Here is a 15584-nt window from a genome sequence, read left to right on the forward strand (position 1 = left end):
GGACTCGCTGGTCAAAGCGCCCTCTCAGATAACGGCGCGGCAGGCATACGCCGCGCCGCGCACGCGGAGTGTTACCAGGGGGCCGGGCGGCCGGTGGGGCCGGGCTCCGGCCGGTTCGCGCCACTTTAGTGCACCGGTCGGCGCGGTCAACGAACCGCCCGCGCGTGCCGTAGCGGCTGCCTTCCGAGGAACCCCCGAAAGCCGCGAACCACCCGGATGGGCCCACCCTGCCCACTCCTGTGGGTTAGCTCACAACAAGGCTGGTTGACCTTCTTTGTCCACCCTCACTCCATGCCCGGACCGGCCGTGACCACTACCGTCGTATGCATGACGACTTCCGCATCCCTGCCCGCAGAGTCCGCCGCACCGACCTCCGGCGGGTCCGTCACCGATGAGCTGGTCGTGGCGAACCGCAGGTATGCCGCGACTTTCAAGGACCCCGGCATGGACGCCCGGCCCGTGCTCCGCGTCGCCGTCGTGGCCTGCATGGACGCCCGCCTCGACCTGCACAAGGCGCTCGGCCTGGAGCTGGGCGACTGCCACACCATCCGCAATGCCGGCGGCGTCGTCACCGACGACACCATCCGCTCGCTCACCATCAGCCAGCGCGCCCTGGGCACCCGCAGCGTCATACTCATCCACCACACCGGCTGCGGCCTGGAGAGCCTCACCGAGGACTTCCGGCACGAGCTGGAGGACGAGGTCGGCCAGCGCCCCGCCTGGGCCGTCGAGGCCTTCCGGGACGTTGACCAGGACGTTCGCCAGTCCATGCAGCGGGTCCGCACCAATCCCTTCCTGCCCCACCGCGACGATGTGCGAGGCTTCGTCTTCGACGTGCACACCGGGCTCCTGCGGGAGATCGATCCGGCCTCGTGAGTGACACAGCCCCGTGACGCCGTCAACAATGCGGGGATGACGCCGCCCGGAATTCCGTCCGGGCCGGCGTCCGTGTTGGGGTGGGCCGTCACGCGCGAAGGACGTCGGCCCTGCCGGAAAGGGCCGAGGAGAACCAGGTGACGACGTATGACGACAGAGCGGGCCTCGCAGATCTGACGAGCACGGCCGAGCGGGTCCGCGACTCGGTCGAGACCGTGATCGAGGGCAAGCCCGAGGTCGTGCGGATCGCGCTGACCGTGCTGCTCGCCGAGGGCCATCTGCTGATCGAGGACGTGCCGGGCGTCGGCAAGACCATGCTCGCCAAGGCCCTCGCCAAGTCGATCGACTGCTCGGTGCAGCGCATCCAGTTCACCCCGGACCTGCTGCCCTCCGACATCACCGGTGTCAGCATCTACGACCAGCAGCGCCGCGAGTTCGAGTTCAAGCCCGGCGCGATCTTCGCCCAGATCGTCATCGGCGACGAGATCAACCGCGCCTCGCCCAAGACCCAGTCCGCGCTGCTGGAGTCCATGGAGGAGCGGCAGGTCACCATCGACGGCACGACCTACGCCCTGCCCAGCCCGTTCATGGTGGTCGCCACCCAGAACCCGGTGGAGATGGAGGGCACCTACCCGCTCCCCGAGGCCCAGCGCGACCGCTTCATGGCCCGCGTCTCCGTCGGCTACCCGAACCCGGACGCCGAACTGCAGATGCTCGACGTGCACGGCGGGCTGTCCCCGCTCGACGACCTCCAGGCCGTCGCGCACGCCCACGACATCACCAAGCTGATCGACGCCGTCCGCGACGTGTACGTCGCCGAGCCCGTCAAGCGCTACGTCGTCGACCTGGTGTCCGCCACCCGCAGCCACCCCGACCTGCGCCTGGGCGCCTCGCCCCGCGCCACCCTGCACCTGCTGCGCGCCGCGAAGGCCTCGGCCGCCCTGTCCGGCCGGGACTACGTCCTGCCCGACGACGCCCAGGCCCTGGCCGGGCCGGTCCTCGCGCACCGGCTGCTGCCCACCGCGCAGGCCCAGCTCAACCGGCGCACCGCCGAGCAGGTCGTCCAGGACATCGTCCAGCGCACCCCCGTCCCGGCTGCCCGGGGCCGCGGCGAGACGCCGCCCGCCGCGGGCGTCCGGGGCTTCTGATGAGCGCCGGTGCCCCGCGCGGCGCCGGCGGCGCGAGCCAGGGCCCGGGGCCGGGCGGGCTGCGCGCCTCGCTGGCGGGGCTGACCACCCGCGGCCGGTCCTTCCTGGCCGCGGGAATGGCCGCCGCCCTGTGCGCGTACGTACTCGGCCAGAGCGAACTGCTCCGGGTCGGGCTGCTCCTCGCCGCCCTGCCGCTGGTCTGCGTCCTCGCCCTGCACCGCACCCGCCACCGGGTCTCCGGCAGCCGCCGGCTCACCCCGGTCCGCGTGCCCGCCGGGGCCGAGGCCCGCGTACAGCTGCGCATGGACAACGGCTCCCGGCTGCCCACGGGTCTGCTGATGCTGCAGGACCGCGTCCCGTACGTGCTCGGGCCCCGCCCCCGCTTCGTCCTGGACCGCCTGGAGCCGGGCGGACGCCGCGAGGTGTCCTACCGGGTCCGCTCCGACATGCGCGGCCGCTACCCGCTGGGCCCGCTCCAGCTGCGGCTGACCGACCCGTTCGGGCTCGTCGAGCTGACCCGCTCGTTCGGCACGTACGACCTCCTCACCGTCGTCCCGCGGACCGAGGAGCTGGCGCCGGTCCGGCTGACCGGCGAGACCTCCGGCTACGGCGACGGCAGCCACCGCGCGCTGGCCCTGGCCGGCGACGACGACGTGATCCCGCGGACCTACCGGCGCGGCGACGACCTGCGCCGGGTGCACTGGCGCTCCACCGCCCGCTACGGCGAGCTGATGGTGCGGCGCGAGGAGCAGCCGCAGCGCAGCCGGGCCACCGTCCTGCTGGACACCCGGGCGGCCGCCTTCGAGGGCGCCGGCCCGGAGTCCGCCTTCGAGTGGGCCGTGTCCGCGGCCGCCTCGACCCTCGTCCACCTGCTCGAACGGGGCTTCGCCGTACGGCTGCTCACCGACACCGGGAGCGCGGTGCCCGGCGAGGGCGGCGGCTTCTCCTCCGGCGGCCCGGAATCCACCGAGGCCTCCGGGCTGATGATGGACACCCTCGCGGTCGTCGGGCACTCCGACGGCGCGGGCCTCTCGCGCGCCTACGACGCCCTGCGCAGCAGCGGCGCCGACGGCGGCGGTACGGGCTCCGGCGGCGACGGGCTGCTCGTCGCCTTCCTCGGGGACCTCGACGACGCACAGACGGAAATGGCGGCGCGGATGCGCGGGCGCAGCGGGGCCGCGGTGGCCTTCGTCCTGGACCCGGACCGGTGGGCCGGACGGCCGGGCACGCAGGCGGAGGAGCGGCTGCGCCGCCTGCGCGAGACGGGCTGGACGGCGCTGGCCGTGCCGCCCGGGGCGGCGTTCGGTGATCTGTGGCGGCAGGCCGGCAGTGCACCGGCAGAGACCTCGGGAGGCCGGTCATGAGCGGGCGGGCGCGGCTGACGCTGTTCGCGGCACTGGCGACGCTGATGACCTCGTGGTCGCTGGCCTCGCTGGTGGAGTCGGCGGGCTGGCTGCTGCAGGCGGGCCTGCTGCTCGCCGTGCAGAGCGGGGTGGGGGCGGCGGCCCGGCGGGTGCCGCTGGCGCGCTGGCTCACCGTCGCCTGCCAGATGCTGGTGTCGGCGCTGGTGCTGATCTTCCTCTTCGCGGGGAAGGGCGAGTCCACCGGCACCGGGCCGGTGGCGTACCTGGTGACGGACGTCGGGGCCCTGTTCCTGCGGGGCCTGCAGGACGTGGCCGAGTTCTCGATCCCGGCGCCGCTTACGGACGGCATCCGGCTGCTGCTGCTCGCCGGGGTGCTGCTGGTCGGGCTGCTGGTGGACCTGCTGGCGGTGACGCTGCGCAGCGCCGCGGCGGCCGGGCTGCCGCTGCTCGCGCTGTACTCGGTGGCCGCCGGGCTGTCCGGCGGCCTCGGCGGCGGCGGCGCCTGGTTCTCCTTCGTGCTGGCCGGCGGCGGCTACCTGTTGCTGCTGCTGGCCGAGGGCCGGGACCGGCTGGCCCAGTGGGGCCGGGTCTTCGGCGGGGCCCCGCCCGGCCGGGTGTCGGCCGCCTCGGGGTACGGGAGCGGCGAGGGCTCGGGCCAGGCGGTCTCCCCCGTGCGCACGGGGCGGCGGATCGGCGCGGTGGCGCTGGGCCTCGCGCTGGCGGTGCCGGCGGTGCTGCCCCCGCTCGGCGGCGGGATGCTGGCCCGCCAGGGCGAGGCCGAGGGCGGCGGCAGCGGGGTCGGCGGGACCATATCGGCGGTCAACCCGCTCGTCTCGCTGCAGGGCAGCCTGAACGCGCAGGACAACCGGGTGGTGCTGAAGTACCGGACGGACAGCCCGCAGCTGGGCGAGCAGTACCTGCGGATCCTGGCGCTGGACGAGTTCAACGGGGTCAAGTGGGAGGCGTCGGCGCGTGCCCTGGAGGACGTGCCCGAGCGGCTGCCGGCCCCGCCGGGCCTGAGCGCGCAGGTCCGCCGGAACGCCGTCGAGGTCCGCACCAACCTCTCCGCGGCCGACACGTACGCGCAGCGGTACCTGCCGATGCCGTACCCGGCGACGTCCGTGGACATCCCCGGCAAGTGGCGGTTCGAGCCGGTCGGCCGGACCCTCGTCGGCGACCAGCTGGGCAAGGACCGCTTCCAGAACGTCCAGGGTGCCGGCTACAAGGTGACCAGCCTGCTGCTGCGGCCGACGGCGGCGCAGCTCCAGGCCGCCCCGGAGCCGGACCGGGCGATCCGCGACGAGTACACGAAGCTGCCCGACACCCTGCCGCCGGTGGTCGCGGAGACGGCCCGCCAGGTCACCAAGGGGGCGAAGGACGACTACACGCGGGCGGTGAAGCTGCAGGACTTCTTCGCCGTGAACGGTGGATTCCGTTACGACACGAAGGTGGCCTCGGGGACCGGACCGACGGCGATCGCCCGCTTCCTCCAGGACAAGGAGGGCTTCTGCGTCCACTTCGCGTTCTCGATGGCGGCGATGTCGCGGTCGCTCGGCATCCCGGCGCGGGTGGCGGTCGGCTTCACCCCGGGCGAGCGGCAGCCGGACGGCAGCGTCAACGTGACCATGCGGGACGCGCACGCCTGGCCCGAGCTGTACTTCGAGGGCATCGGCTGGACCCGGTTCGAGCCCACGCCCCGGCAGGGCATCAGCCTGCCGGACTACTCCCGCACCGACCGGCCGGCGGCCCAGCCCTCGGCCCCGTCCCCGGTGCCGTCGCAGAGCGCGGCGCAGCCGTCCGCGGAGCCGTCGAAGGCCGACACCTGCCCGCCGGAGCTGAGGAGGCTGGGCGAGTGCGGCGGCGCAGCGCCCCAGCAGAGCGCGGGCGGCAAGGGCGGCGGCCCGTCGGTCACCGCGGTCCTCGGCTGGACGGGCTCCGTGCTGGCGCTGCTGGCCCTGCCGCTGCTGCCGATGCTGTGGCGGAGCCGGGTCAGGGCGCGGCGGCTGGCCGCGGACGGTGTCCTGTCGGCCTGGGAGGAGCTGGGCGACGCCGCCTGGGACGTCGGCATCGCCCCGGACGGGGCCCTGTCGCCGCGCCGGGCCGCGTCCCGGCTGGTGGAGCTGGGCCGGCTGGAGCCGGAGGCGGCCGAGGCGGTGCACCGGGTCGCCGGGGCCGTGGAGCGCGCGCTGTACGCCCCGCCCGGCCAGGACCCGTACCGGCCCGCGGCGGACGTGCTGCTGGCGCGGACCGCGCTGCTGGCCGGGCCGGGCCGCTTCGGCCGGCTCCGGGCGCTGCTGCTGCCGCGCTCCGCGGTCCGGCTGCGCTGGGCGGCCGCGGCGCGCCGGGAGGCCTGGGCCGCGGCGGTCCGGGGCCGCCTGGCCGCCCTCGCGGCGCGGGTCCCCCGGCCGCGCCTGCCCCGCCTGCCGCTGCGGGACCGCAGCTGAGGCCGGGGGCCGCTGCGGGCGCGGTGGCATCCGTACGCATGTGAAAACGCCGGCGCGGCGAGGCTCGATCCCCCCGAGCCCCGCCGCGCCGGCGTCACTGCATCACCGGGCTGTTTCCCCCCGTTTTTCCCCTCCCCGGTTTCCCCGTTTTCCCCGTCTTCCCCCGTCTTCCCCCGTCCCGGCGGAAGGCACCCGGTCCGCACCGGCCGCCCCGTGTCGGCGGTCCGGACCGGGCCCCGTTCCGTTGCCCCCAGTCTGTCGTCCGCGCAGGTGGGAGCCCATCCGCGCTGGTACTCATTTCCTCGCCTGAGTACGGGTACTCAGGCTCCGCGGCGGACCGGCGGCAGGCCCCACCAGTTGTACGCGGCCGGGCCGGCCGGCAGCACCGCCGATCGGGGGGCGGCGGTCAGGCGTTGCCGCTGACCCGCCCGCGCAGCAGCAGCGACAGCGCCGAGTGCACGTCGTCCAGCGACCGCTCACGCTGGAAGGACTGCCAGTCCAGCGCGGCCACCAGCACCATCCCCACCAGCGCCGCGGCCGTCAGCGGCACGTCGATCTCCGCGCTGAGCTCGCCCCGCTCCACGCCCTCGCGCAGCACCGTCTCCACGACGGCCACCGCCTCCTGGCGGACCACCATCAGGGTGGACTGCCAGGTGCGGTTGGTCCGCCACAATTCGGCCACGTAGAGCTGGGTGAAGGCGGGGTAGCGGTCGATGAAGACCAGGCCGGCCCGGATCATCGCGTCGAGCGCCTCGACTTTGCTGCCGCCGTTCGACTCGGTCTCCTCGGCCGCCGCCCGAAGGGAGGCGGTGAGCAGGCCGACGCCGTGCCGCAGCAGCTCCTCGAAGAGCTCGTTCTTGCTGGCGAAGTTGTAGTAGACGGTGCCCTTCGCGACGCCCGCCCGCTCGGCGATCTCGTCGACCGTGGTCGCGGAGAAGCCCTGCTCGGCGATGAGGGTGACGGCCGCTTCGTAGAGCTTCTGGCGTGTCACCTGGCGGCGGCCGCCGCCGGCGGTGGTGCTGCTGCTGTCCATGTGGCTGATTCTCACAGGTCCCCCGGTCTCTACAGGCTCAGTTCGGGGTGGAGCCGGTCCATCGTCCACACCTGCTTGCCGCGGGCGGCGAGCGAGGTGAGGGCGAGGGCGCCCACGGTGAAGGCCAGCAGGACGGCGCTGCCCTGCCAGACGGGGGCGAGGTCGCCGCCGGTGATCAGGCGGCGCAGGCCCTCGACGATGTACGACATCGGCAGGTACGGGTGGATGGCGTTGAAGAAGCCCGGGCTGGTCTCGACGGGGTAGGTGCCGCCGGCCGAGGTCAGCTGGAGCATCAGCACGGCCAGCACGAGGATCCGCCCGGCGGCCCCGAACTTTGCGTTCAGCCACTGCACGATCGCCGCGAAGCAGCCGGTGACCAGGACCAGGAAGCCGATGGTCAGGGCCGGGCGCTCCATCTCCAGGCCGAGGCCCCAGTGCAGGACGGACATCAGCAGGCCGACCTGGAGGGCGCCGAGGCCCGCGACGGGCAGCCAGCCGGCGAGCGCGATCCGCCAGGGCGAGGCGCCGGCGGCCAGGGCGCGCCGGTTCACGGGCGCGATCAGCATGTACGCGACCATCGCGCCGACCCAGAGGGAGAGCGGGATGAAGTACGGGGCGAAGCCGGTGCCGTAGTTCGGCGCCTTGTGCAGGGACTGGTTGGCGAGCTTGATCGGGTCGGCCATGACCTCGGTGCGGGCGTCGCGCTGCTGCTGGTCGTAGTCCGGGATCTTGCCGACGCCCTCGTGCAGGCCGTTCGCCAGTTCGCCGTTGCCGTCGGCGAGCTTGTACAGGCCGCCGTCGAGGCTGTGCGCGCCGTCGCCGATCTTGCTGACGCCGTCGCCGATGGCGGCGGAGCCGTTGGTGGCCTTGCCGAGGCCGGCGTGCAGCTGGGCCATGCCGTCGGCGACCTTGTGGGCGCCGTCGTTGAGGGCGTTGGCCTGGGTGACGGCGGCGTCGAGTCGGGCGGACAGGTGGGGGGCGTCCGCGGCCAGCTTGCGGGCCTTGGTCTCCAGGTCGGAGAGCTGCTTGCGGAGCGTGATCAGGTCGCCGTTGGTGCCCTTGAACAGGGTGTCGACGTCGCCGGTGAGCCGGGACGCCTCCGCGCTCGTGTCCTTGACCTTCTTGAGGTCGGCGCAGGCGGCCGACGGCGTCTTGGCCGCGGCGGCGCCGGTGCAGTTGCGGGTGTGGGCGTCGGCGGCCAGGGTGGCGACCTGCTTGCTGACCCGGGCCGCGCCGGGGGCCGTCTTGGAGATCTTGTCGAGGTGGTTGCCCACGACCTGGGCGGTGTCCGCGACCAGCTGGGCGGCGTCGGCGACCTGCTTGGGGTCCTTCAGGGCGGGGCGGGCCTTGTCGGCGTTGCCGCTGACCTTGTCGGCGACGACCTGGGTGCCGTTGGCGACGTCCCTGGTCCCCTTCTTCAGCTTTGTGGCGGCCTCGCCGAGCTTCTCCAGCCCGCCGGTGAGCTCGCCGTTCTTCTGCTCGACCTTGTCGAGGTTGTCGGCGATCTCCTTCGCGCCCTCCTGGGCCTTGGTCGCGCCGTCCTTGAGCTTGGAGGCGCCGTCGGCGGCCTCGGCGGTCTTGTCGTGCAGGTCGGAGAAGGAGACGAAGATCTTGTCGAGGAACTTCCGGGAGGCGTTCGTGGACGCTGCGGTGCGGACCTCGGCGAAGACCGTGCGGGAGATCGAGCCGACGATGTAGTTGTTCGCGTCGTTCGTGCGGACCTGGAGGGCGCCGGTCGTCGGGTCGTCGCCGGAGCTGGAGGCGATCCGCTCGCTGAAGTCGGCCGGCATGGTCAGGGTCAGGTAGTACTTCCCGTCCTCCAGGCCCTTGGCCGCCTCCTTCGCGCTCACGTCGTGCCACTGGAAGGTCTTGCTGTCGTGCAGCTTCTTGGTGATGTCCGCGCCCGCGTCGAGGCGGCTGCCGTCGACGGTGGCGCCCTTGTCGGCGTTGACCAGGGCGACGGGCACCTTGTCGAGGCGGCCGTACGGGTCCCAGAAGGAGCACAGGTACAGGGCTCCGTAGAGCAGCGGCAGCAGGAGCAGCGCGACGAGGGCGGCCCTGGGCAGCTTCCCCCGCCCGAACCGCTTCAGCTCAAGCGCGGCCAGCTTCGGCGAGCGCATCGTCCGCTCCCTTCGTGTCGTCGTCGGCCGTGTCGGCCGGGGTCTTCGCCTCGGTCCGCGCCTCGGTCTGCGCCGCGGGCTTCGCCTCGGTCTGCGCGTCGGTCTGCGCCTCGCCCTCGGCCCGGGCCTTCGCCGCGGGCTCCGTCTCGGCCGTGCCGGTGTCCATCGCCGCGGGCTTCGCGGTGTCCTTCCGGGCAGGCTTCGTCTCGGGCTTCGCGGCGGGCTTCGCCTCGGTCTTGTCCGCGGGCTTCGCGGCCGTCTTCGTCTCGACCTTGGACGCGGGCTTGGCCGCAAGCTTCGTCTCGGGCTCGGCGGGGGACGTGCGCAGGACCTGCACGCCGTCCGGGGCCTGGCTGCACACCGCGAGGACGGTGGTCCCGGCGTCGGCGATCGAGCGGAGCATGGCCCAGGCGTCGGCGCGCTCGGCGTCCGAGAGCTTGATGTCGAGGTCGTCGAGGGCCAGCAGCCGCGGGGAGCCCAGCAGGGCGATGGCCACGGACAGCCGGACCGCCTCCAGGCGATCGAGGTCCCGGACGGAGGTGCGCGGGCCCTTGGGCAGCGCGTCCACGTCCAGGCCGGCGGCGGCCAGGGCGGCGTCGATACGCGCCGCGGTGGCGGTGCGGCGCTCACCGCGGGGCCGCAGCAGGGCGCGGACCGGGCCCTCGTAGCGGCGCTGGAGCAGGGCGCCCTCGCGGAGCTGCTCGGCGACGGTGAGGGCCTGGTCGAGGTCGTTGACGCCGGAGACCGGACCGAGGGCGGCCACTCGCCGGACGGCGGCCATCCGCTTCGGCAGCGGGTGGCCGGCGACCTCGGCGTGGCCCTCGCTCGGCTTCATGCGCCCGGTGAGGGCGAGGAGCAGGCAGGTCCGGCCGGTGCCCGAGGGGCCTTCCACGGCGATGAGCGAGCCGGGACCGGCGTCGATCCCCACCCCCCGGAACGCCCAGCCGCGCGGGCCCTTGAGTCCGAAGTTCTCGGCTTTGACGGCCGCGCCGTGCGGGCTGTCCACGCCGACCCCCTCTCTTTTGAACTGACCGGTCAGTTCAAAAACTACCACCCCCGGCCCGGACACCCGCGCACCGGGGTCGAACACCACCTGAGGAACCCGCAAAACCGCAGGTCAGCGAGATTGTCAGTGGCAGCCGTCACGATGGACCCACGGCACGGAACCAAGCGCCGGGAAGAGCAGCAGTACGCAACGACAGGAGGTTCGTCATGGCCACACCGTCCCCGTCCCCTGTCCACCCCGTCCCGCGCAGGTCGGCAGCCCCGCCGGCCGCGCTCGACCTGCTCGACAAAGCACGCGGCGGCCTCGCCGAGGCCGCCCGGCTGACCCGCCCCAACGAGCGCTACGCCACCGCCCACCTCGCCGCCCTGCGCACCGCCGCGGCCGTGCTCGCCGCCCGCGCGCGGCCCGAGCCGGCCCACCCGAGGCGCCGGCCCCGGATCCGCAGCGCCTGGGAGGTGCTTCCCGAACTCGCGCCCGAACTGGCCGAGTGGAGCGCCCTGTTCGCATCGGGAGCCGACCGCCGGGCCCGGGCCGAGGCCGGCATACGCGACGCGGCGAGCAGCGAGGACGCGGACTACCTCCTGCGCGCCGCGTCGATGTTCCTGCGGCTGGTCGAGCGGATGCTCGCGCTCCAGCCGGTGGCGCAGACCCTGCCGCAGCCCCGGCCGGAGCGTCCTGACGCGGGATGAGCTGCGGCACTGCCGGAGGCAATAGGGTGGGACCCGGACAGCCCGCCCTTACCGCGCCGAGGAGCCATCAGCCGTGTCGGACACTTCCCGCCCCCGTGCCTCCCTCCGCACCGCCGTGGTGTGGGAGGTCCTCAAGGAGGCCCTCGACCGCCGGGTGAAGGCGACCGGGAGGGACGTGCTGGACGTACTCGACACCGGCGGCGGCACCGGCAAGTTCGCCGTACCGGTGGCCCGCCTGGGCCACCGGGTCACCGTCGTCGACCCCAGCCCGAACGCCCTGTTCGGGCTGGAGCGCCGGGTCTCCGAGGCCGGCGTGGCCGACCTCGTCCGCGGCGTGCAGGGCGACGCGCAGGGCCTCCTCGACGTGGTCGAGCGGGAGTCGTACGACGTGGTGCTCTGCCACGGCGTGCTGGAGTACGTCGACGACCCGGCCGAGGGCGCGGCCAACGCGGTGGCGGCCCTGCGCCCCGGCGGCACGCTGAGCCTGCTCGCCGCCGGCCTCGGCGGGGCCGTCGTCGCCCGCGCCCTCGCCGGCCACTTCACCGAGGCCCGCGCGGCCCTCACCGACCCGGTCGGCCGCTGGGGCACCGGCGACCCGATGCCGCGGCGCTTCACCGCCGAGCAGCTCACCGAGCTGGTCGCCGGAGCGGGCCTGGACGTCGGCGCGGTGCACGGGGTCCGCGTCTTCGCCGACCTCGTCCCCGGCGTGCTCGTGGACACCGAGCCCGGCGCCGTCGAGGCGCTGCTGCGCCTGGAGGAGGCCGCCGCCGAGCTGCCCGCCTTCCACGCGATCGCCACGCAATTGCACGTACTCGGTGAGAAGCGCGCCTGAATTCCCCGGCCCGCGGAACCTGCGCCGGTTTCCGCGGGTCCTTCCGAGACCCTCCGCCGCGCGGGCCTGCGCCGTATGATCGTGGGACGCGACCTGCATGGCGGACGGAGCGGTGGGGAATAACGGCCTCAGCGACCGCTCCCCCGGCGGTACGGTTTCGCGGAGTGTTTTGTTGTGGGGCACTGCCTTTCCGGCAGTGCATTTTTCGAACCTGGCGTGGAGGGCGGGTATCACGGGGGCGATTCCCCGCCTATCCTGAAGGGGACCCCTGGTCGCTACCCCCCGCGACCGAAGGATGAGGAGGACTCCCGTGCCGCTCTCGGAGCACGAGCAGCGAATGCTCGAGCAGATGGAGCGAGCGCTGTACGCCGAAGATCCCAAGTTCGCGACAGCGCTTGAGGGAAGCGGACTGCGCACGTACACCCGGCGACGGGTCTACCAGGCAGTCGCAGGCATTGTGGTGGGTATCGCGCTCCTCATGACCGGTGTGATCATCCCGAACGTACTGTGGGTCAGCGTGGTGGGCTTCCTCGTCATGCTGGGCTGCACGGTCCTCGTGGTCACCGGTTGGCGCAAGGCGCCCAAGCCTGGCGAGCACCCCGTCTCCGGAGGTGCAGGCGGTTCGGCCCACGGCCGCAACCGGCAGCGTCGGTCGATGATGACCCGCATCGAGGAGCGGTGGCAGCGCCGCCGCGACGAGCAGGGGCACTAGGGACCCCGCGCAGACACGGGTGAGGGGGCGGCTGCCGCACGGCGGCCGTCCCCTCACCGCTCCGGCCGCGGCGCCCGGGATTTCCCCGTCCGCCCACCGGATCACCCGCGCTGCGCGATGATGGCCCGGTGAGTGTCCTCCCCCTGGTCTTCACCAGCGGCTGGGCCAGCGGGATCAACGCCTACGCCGTGGTCCTCCTGCTCGGCCTCTTCGGCGCGGCCGGGCTGACCGACGAGGTGCCCGCCTCCCTGCAGCGCACCGACGTACTGGTCGTCGTCGGCGTGCTGTTCCTCTGCGAGGCCGTCGCCGACAAGATCCCGTACGTGGACTCCGTCTGGGACGCCGTCCACACCGTCATCCGGCCCGTCGCCGGGGCCGTGGTCGGCGCCCTGCTCGCCGGGCAGAGCGGCTCCCTCCCCGACCTCGCCGCCGGCGCGATCGGCGGCTCCACCGCCCTGGCCAGCCACGCCGTCAAGGCCGGCACCCGCATGGCGGTCAACACCTCCCCCGAGCCGCTCTCCAACATCGTGCTGAGCACCGCCGAGGACCTCGGCGTCGCCGCCGTCGTCACCCTCGCCCTGTTCCACCCCGTCGCCGCCGCCGTGATCGCCGCCGTCCTGCTCGCGGCCGGCCTGGCCCTGGTCGTCTTCCTGTGGTCCCGGATCCGCCGTTTCCTGCGCCGGCGGGCCCAGCGCCGCGAGGAGAAGCGCCTGGCCGGCGAGGGCGGGCCGCCCGCACGCCCCGGACCGGCCGCGCAGGCGCCCGGGCCACCCCGCTGAGCCCGGGCGGAGCCGCTCGATAGGGTCGGGGCCATGGCACGAATTGCGGTGATCGGCGCCGGCATGGGCGCGATGGCCACGGCGGCCCGGCTGGCCGTGGCAGGGCACCAGGTGACGGTGTACGAACGGGGTTCCACCCACGGCGGCTCGCTCGGCCGCTTCGAGCGGGAGGGATTCGCCTTCGACACGGGCCCGGGGCTGCTACACCTGCCCGCCGTCTACCGCGACCTGTTCGTCAAGACCGGCAAGCGGCGCCTGGAGGAGTGCGTCGACCTCGTTCAGGTCGACCCGGCCGTCCGCCACGTCCTCGCCGACGGAACCGCCGTCACCCTCCCGGGCGCCTCCCGCGGCGGCGCCGCGGCCGCCCTCGACGAGGCCTTCGGCGCGGGCGCCGGGGAACGCTGGGCCACCGTGCTCAACCGGGCCCGGGACACCTGGGACGTCACCCGCCGCCCCCTGCTGGAGGAGCCGCTGCGCCCCGACTGGCAGGTCCTCGGCCGGGACCCGTACCCGGCCGTCCGCAAGAGCGGGCTGCTGCGCCGCCGCCCGCCGACCCTCGCCGAGGTCGCGGCACGCGAACTGGGCGGGCAGCTCGGCGAAGTGCTGGCCGCCCGAGTGCGGGAGTACGGCCTCGACCCGGCGACCGCCCCCGCCTCCGCGGCCGTGCTGCCCTACATGGAGCAGACCTTCGGCAGCTGGTACGTACGCGGCGGGATGCGGGCACTGGCGACCGCCCTGTACGAGCGCTGCCGCGAGCGGAAGGTGGAGTTCGTCTTCGACGCGCCGGTCCGGGAGGTCCTGGCCCGCGAGGGCCGGGCCGCCGGGGTGCTGCTGGCCGACGGGACCGGGCACCCGGCCGACCACGTGGTCTGCGGGATCGACCCGCGGCAGCTGGCCGTGCCGCTGCCGCCCGACGGCGTCCCCGCCGGGGCCGCGGCCGGAGCCGCCCGCTTCACCCTGCTGCTCGCCCTGCGCGGCCCCCGCCCCGCCGGCACCGTGCACCGCACCCTCGTCCACTCCCCGGGCACGCAGCTCACCGTGCTGCGCCCCGACGACCCCGCCGTCCGGCCCGACGCGGACCACGAGGCCGTCACCGTCAGTGCGGTGTGCGCCCCCGCGGGCCCGGCCGCCGCGCCCGCACCCGACGCCGAGGCGCTGCTGGACCTCGCCGCCCGGGCCGTGCCCGGGCTGCGCGAGCGGCTGCTGTGGTGGGAGGCGCGCACCCCGGCCGACATCGAGGCGGCCACCGGGGCGGCGGGCGGAGCGGTGCCCGCGCCCTCGCTCGCCGGGGCCGGCGGCCGGCTGCTGCACCCCGCGAACTCCACGGCCCTGCCCGGGCTGTACCTCGCGGGCGGCTGGGCGCACCCCGGCGGCGGGCTGGCGCACGCCGGGATGACCGGGGCGCTGGTGGCCGGGCTGATCGTGGAGGGCGCGGACTTCCGCGGCTCGCAGTAAGCCGGACGGGCTCACGGGGCGGCCGCCCGGTGAGCCCGTCCCCGGCCCCGGCCCGCACCGGAGCCGGTCCGGCATCCGGTGCGCGCCGGGGCGAAACCCGGTGCGGAGCCGTCAGTAGCGGTACTGCTCGTAGTCGCCGGAGCCCTGGTACGGGTACTGCTGGGGCTGCTGCTGCGGCTGCTGCGGGTACGCCTGGCCGCCCTGGCCGTCGGCCGGGTACGGCTGCGCGACGTCCCGCTGCTGCGGCACCCACACGCCGCCGGGCGGGGTGTCCATCGCGTACTGGTCCTGCCCGGCCGTGCCGCCCGCGTACGGGCCGGCGCCCTGGCCTCCGTACGGGGTGTAGTCGTACGGCTGCTGCGGGATGACGCCGCCGCCGGTGCCGATGTACGGGTCCGAGTAGGCGGCGTAGACCTGCTGTTCGCCGCCGGGCTGGTAGGCGCCGGGGTAGTCGTAGCCGCCGCCCGGCGCCTGCGGGTCCTGGTAGCCGGCGTAGCCGTGGGCGTCCTGCTCGGCGGTGGTGAACGGCGAGGCGAACGCGGCCGTCTGCCCGGCGTCGGAGCCGGACCCGAAGCTCTGTATCCCGTACGAGCCGGTGTCCTCGGGCAGCGGCTCGGGGCTGTACAGCTCCTCCGTCGCGGCCGTGAACCGCGGCCGGGGGGTCTTCCCGGATTCCGCCGCCCCGTCGGCGCCCGCGTCCGCGGGCCCGCCCGGCGCGTCGGCGCCGTACTCCACCCCGGACACCTCCAGCGCGGGCTCGGACCGCGGTCCGCCGGCGCGGCGGCGCCGGGCGGCACCCTTCGGGGCCGCGGCGGCGTCCTCGCCCTTGCCACCCTTGCCGCCCTTGCCCTGCTTGCCGCCCTTGCGCAGCGCCCAGCCGGCCTCGAAGCCCTTGCGGAAGGACAGCGTCACCAGCGTCTGGCCCAGCGCGAACGCGAGCGCGCCCGCGGCGATGACCGGCACCGAGGGCAGCACCACCCCCGCGACCACGCCGAGGAACCCGGCGAACGCGAGCAGCCGCCAGCGCAGCCGGGCCTTGTACTGCATCAGGACCTCGGCAAGCAGCCACAGCGCGACGAAACCGAACGCGACGTAGAGGACCGTCATTCCCATGCGTGGCACCCCT

13 protein-coding genes are annotated in these 15584 nt (G+C 74.6%); 9 read left to right on the top strand and 4 right to left on the bottom strand.

Features of this window, described 5'->3' with window-relative positions; translation table 11 throughout:
* Positions 1 to 327: 327 nt before the first annotated feature.
* The 4 genes from ACIQUT_RS05275 (at position 328) to ACIQUT_RS05290 (ending at position 5832) form a co-directional block, all read left to right on the top strand.
* A complete protein-coding gene (locus ACIQUT_RS05275) occupies positions 328 to 876 on the top strand; it encodes a beta-class carbonic anhydrase (protein WP_403559634.1) in 549 nt (182 codons plus the stop codon).
* A 137-nt stretch (positions 877 to 1013) separates the two neighbouring features.
* Entirely contained in the window at positions 1014 to 2024 is a 1011-nt protein-coding gene (locus ACIQUT_RS05280) for an AAA family ATPase (protein WP_403559636.1), read from the top strand.
* Positions 2024 to 3388, top strand: a complete 1365-nt coding sequence (locus ACIQUT_RS05285; RefSeq protein ID WP_403559638.1) for a DUF58 domain-containing protein — start codon at positions 2024 to 2026, stop codon at positions 3386 to 3388. Before ACIQUT_RS05280 ends, ACIQUT_RS05285 begins: the two co-directional genes overlap by 1 nt.
* A complete protein-coding gene (locus ACIQUT_RS05290; protein WP_403559640.1) occupies positions 3385 to 5832 on the top strand; it encodes a transglutaminaseTgpA domain-containing protein in 2448 nt (815 codons plus the stop codon). The genes ACIQUT_RS05285 and ACIQUT_RS05290 overlap by 4 nt, the downstream gene beginning before the upstream one ends.
* A 406-nt stretch (positions 5833 to 6238) precedes the next feature.
* Here the strand turns inward: ACIQUT_RS05290 and ACIQUT_RS05295 are convergent, their stop codons facing one another.
* From ACIQUT_RS05295 to ACIQUT_RS05305, 3 genes are read right to left on the bottom strand one after another with little or no spacing between them, the layout of a single operon-like run.
* A complete protein-coding gene (locus tag ACIQUT_RS05295) occupies positions 6239 to 6865 on the bottom strand; it encodes a TetR/AcrR family transcriptional regulator (protein ID WP_403559641.1) in 627 nt (208 codons plus the stop codon).
* Positions 6866 to 6894: 29 nt separating this feature from the next.
* Positions 6895 to 8985, bottom strand: a complete 2091-nt coding sequence (locus tag ACIQUT_RS05300; protein ID WP_403559643.1) for a YhgE/Pip family protein — start codon at positions 8983 to 8985, stop codon at positions 6895 to 6897.
* The gene (locus tag ACIQUT_RS05305) at positions 8957 to 9991 is read right to left on the bottom strand and encodes an ATP-binding cassette domain-containing protein (RefSeq protein ID WP_403559645.1); all 1035 of its coding nucleotides are present in this window, start codon (positions 9989 to 9991) and stop codon (positions 8957 to 8959) included. Before ACIQUT_RS05305 ends, ACIQUT_RS05300 begins: the two co-directional genes overlap by 29 nt.
* Positions 9992 to 10197: 206 nt before the next feature.
* On the opposite strand from ACIQUT_RS05305, the gene ACIQUT_RS05310 reads away from it, so the two are divergent.
* The 5 genes from ACIQUT_RS05310 (at position 10198) to ACIQUT_RS05330 (ending at position 14458) form a co-directional block, all read left to right on the top strand.
* Entirely contained in the window at positions 10198 to 10680 is a 483-nt protein-coding gene (locus tag ACIQUT_RS05310) for an SAV_6107 family HEPN domain-containing protein (RefSeq protein ID WP_179175656.1), read from the top strand.
* A 73-nt stretch (positions 10681 to 10753) separates the two neighbouring features.
* The gene (locus ACIQUT_RS05315; RefSeq protein ID WP_403559648.1) at positions 10754 to 11512 is read left to right on the top strand and encodes a methyltransferase domain-containing protein; all 759 of its coding nucleotides are present in this window, start codon (positions 10754 to 10756) and stop codon (positions 11510 to 11512) included.
* Between the two features lie 310 nt (positions 11513 to 11822).
* Positions 11823 to 12224, top strand: coding sequence for a DUF3040 domain-containing protein (locus tag ACIQUT_RS05320; protein WP_403559650.1), 402 nt, complete (start codon positions 11823 to 11825; stop codon positions 12222 to 12224).
* A gap of 128 nt (positions 12225 to 12352) precedes the next feature.
* Positions 12353 to 13003, top strand: coding sequence for a DUF4126 domain-containing protein (locus ACIQUT_RS05325; protein WP_403559652.1), 651 nt, complete (start codon positions 12353 to 12355; stop codon positions 13001 to 13003).
* A 33-nt stretch (positions 13004 to 13036) separates the two neighbouring features.
* Positions 13037 to 14458, top strand: a complete 1422-nt coding sequence (locus ACIQUT_RS05330; protein ID WP_403559654.1) for a phytoene desaturase family protein — start codon at positions 13037 to 13039, stop codon at positions 14456 to 14458.
* 111 nt (positions 14459 to 14569) lie between these two features.
* On the opposite strand, the gene ACIQUT_RS05335 is transcribed toward ACIQUT_RS05330, so the two are convergent.
* Positions 14570 to 15571 (bottom strand): hypothetical protein, encoded by a 1002-nt coding sequence (locus ACIQUT_RS05335; RefSeq protein WP_403559657.1) that lies wholly within the window; start codon positions 15569 to 15571, stop codon positions 14570 to 14572.
* Positions 15572 to 15584: the final 13 nt, after the last annotated feature.

Source organism: Streptomyces sp. NPDC090445 (assembly GCF_044769385.1).
Lineage (GTDB): Bacteria > Actinomycetota > Actinomycetes > Streptomycetales > Streptomycetaceae > Streptomyces.

Excerpts from the sequence above, each read along its gene's own strand:
- ACIQUT_RS05330 (WP_403559654.1), top strand. The coding sequence starts at position 13,037 with ATGGCACGAATTGCGGTGATCGGCGCCGGCATGGGCGCGATGGCCACG.
- ACIQUT_RS05275 (WP_403559634.1), top strand. The coding sequence starts at position 328 with ATGACGACTTCCGCATCCCTGCCCGCAGAGTCCGCCGCACCGACCTCC.
- ACIQUT_RS05295 (WP_403559641.1), bottom strand. The coding sequence starts at position 6,865 with ATGGACAGCAGCAGCACCACCGCCGGCGGCGGCCGCCGCCAGGTGACA.
- ACIQUT_RS05285 (WP_403559638.1), top strand. The coding sequence starts at position 2,024 with ATGAGCGCCGGTGCCCCGCGCGGCGCCGGCGGCGCGAGCCAGGGCCCG.
- ACIQUT_RS05310 (WP_179175656.1), top strand. The coding sequence starts at position 10,198 with ATGGCCACACCGTCCCCGTCCCCTGTCCACCCCGTCCCGCGCAGGTCG.
- ACIQUT_RS05290 (WP_403559640.1), top strand. The coding sequence starts at position 3,385 with ATGAGCGGGCGGGCGCGGCTGACGCTGTTCGCGGCACTGGCGACGCTG.
- ACIQUT_RS05335 (WP_403559657.1), bottom strand. The coding sequence starts at position 15,571 with ATGGGAATGACGGTCCTCTACGTCGCGTTCGGTTTCGTCGCGCTGTGG.
- ACIQUT_RS05300 (WP_403559643.1), bottom strand. The coding sequence starts at position 8,985 with ATGCGCTCGCCGAAGCTGGCCGCGCTTGAGCTGAAGCGGTTCGGGCGG.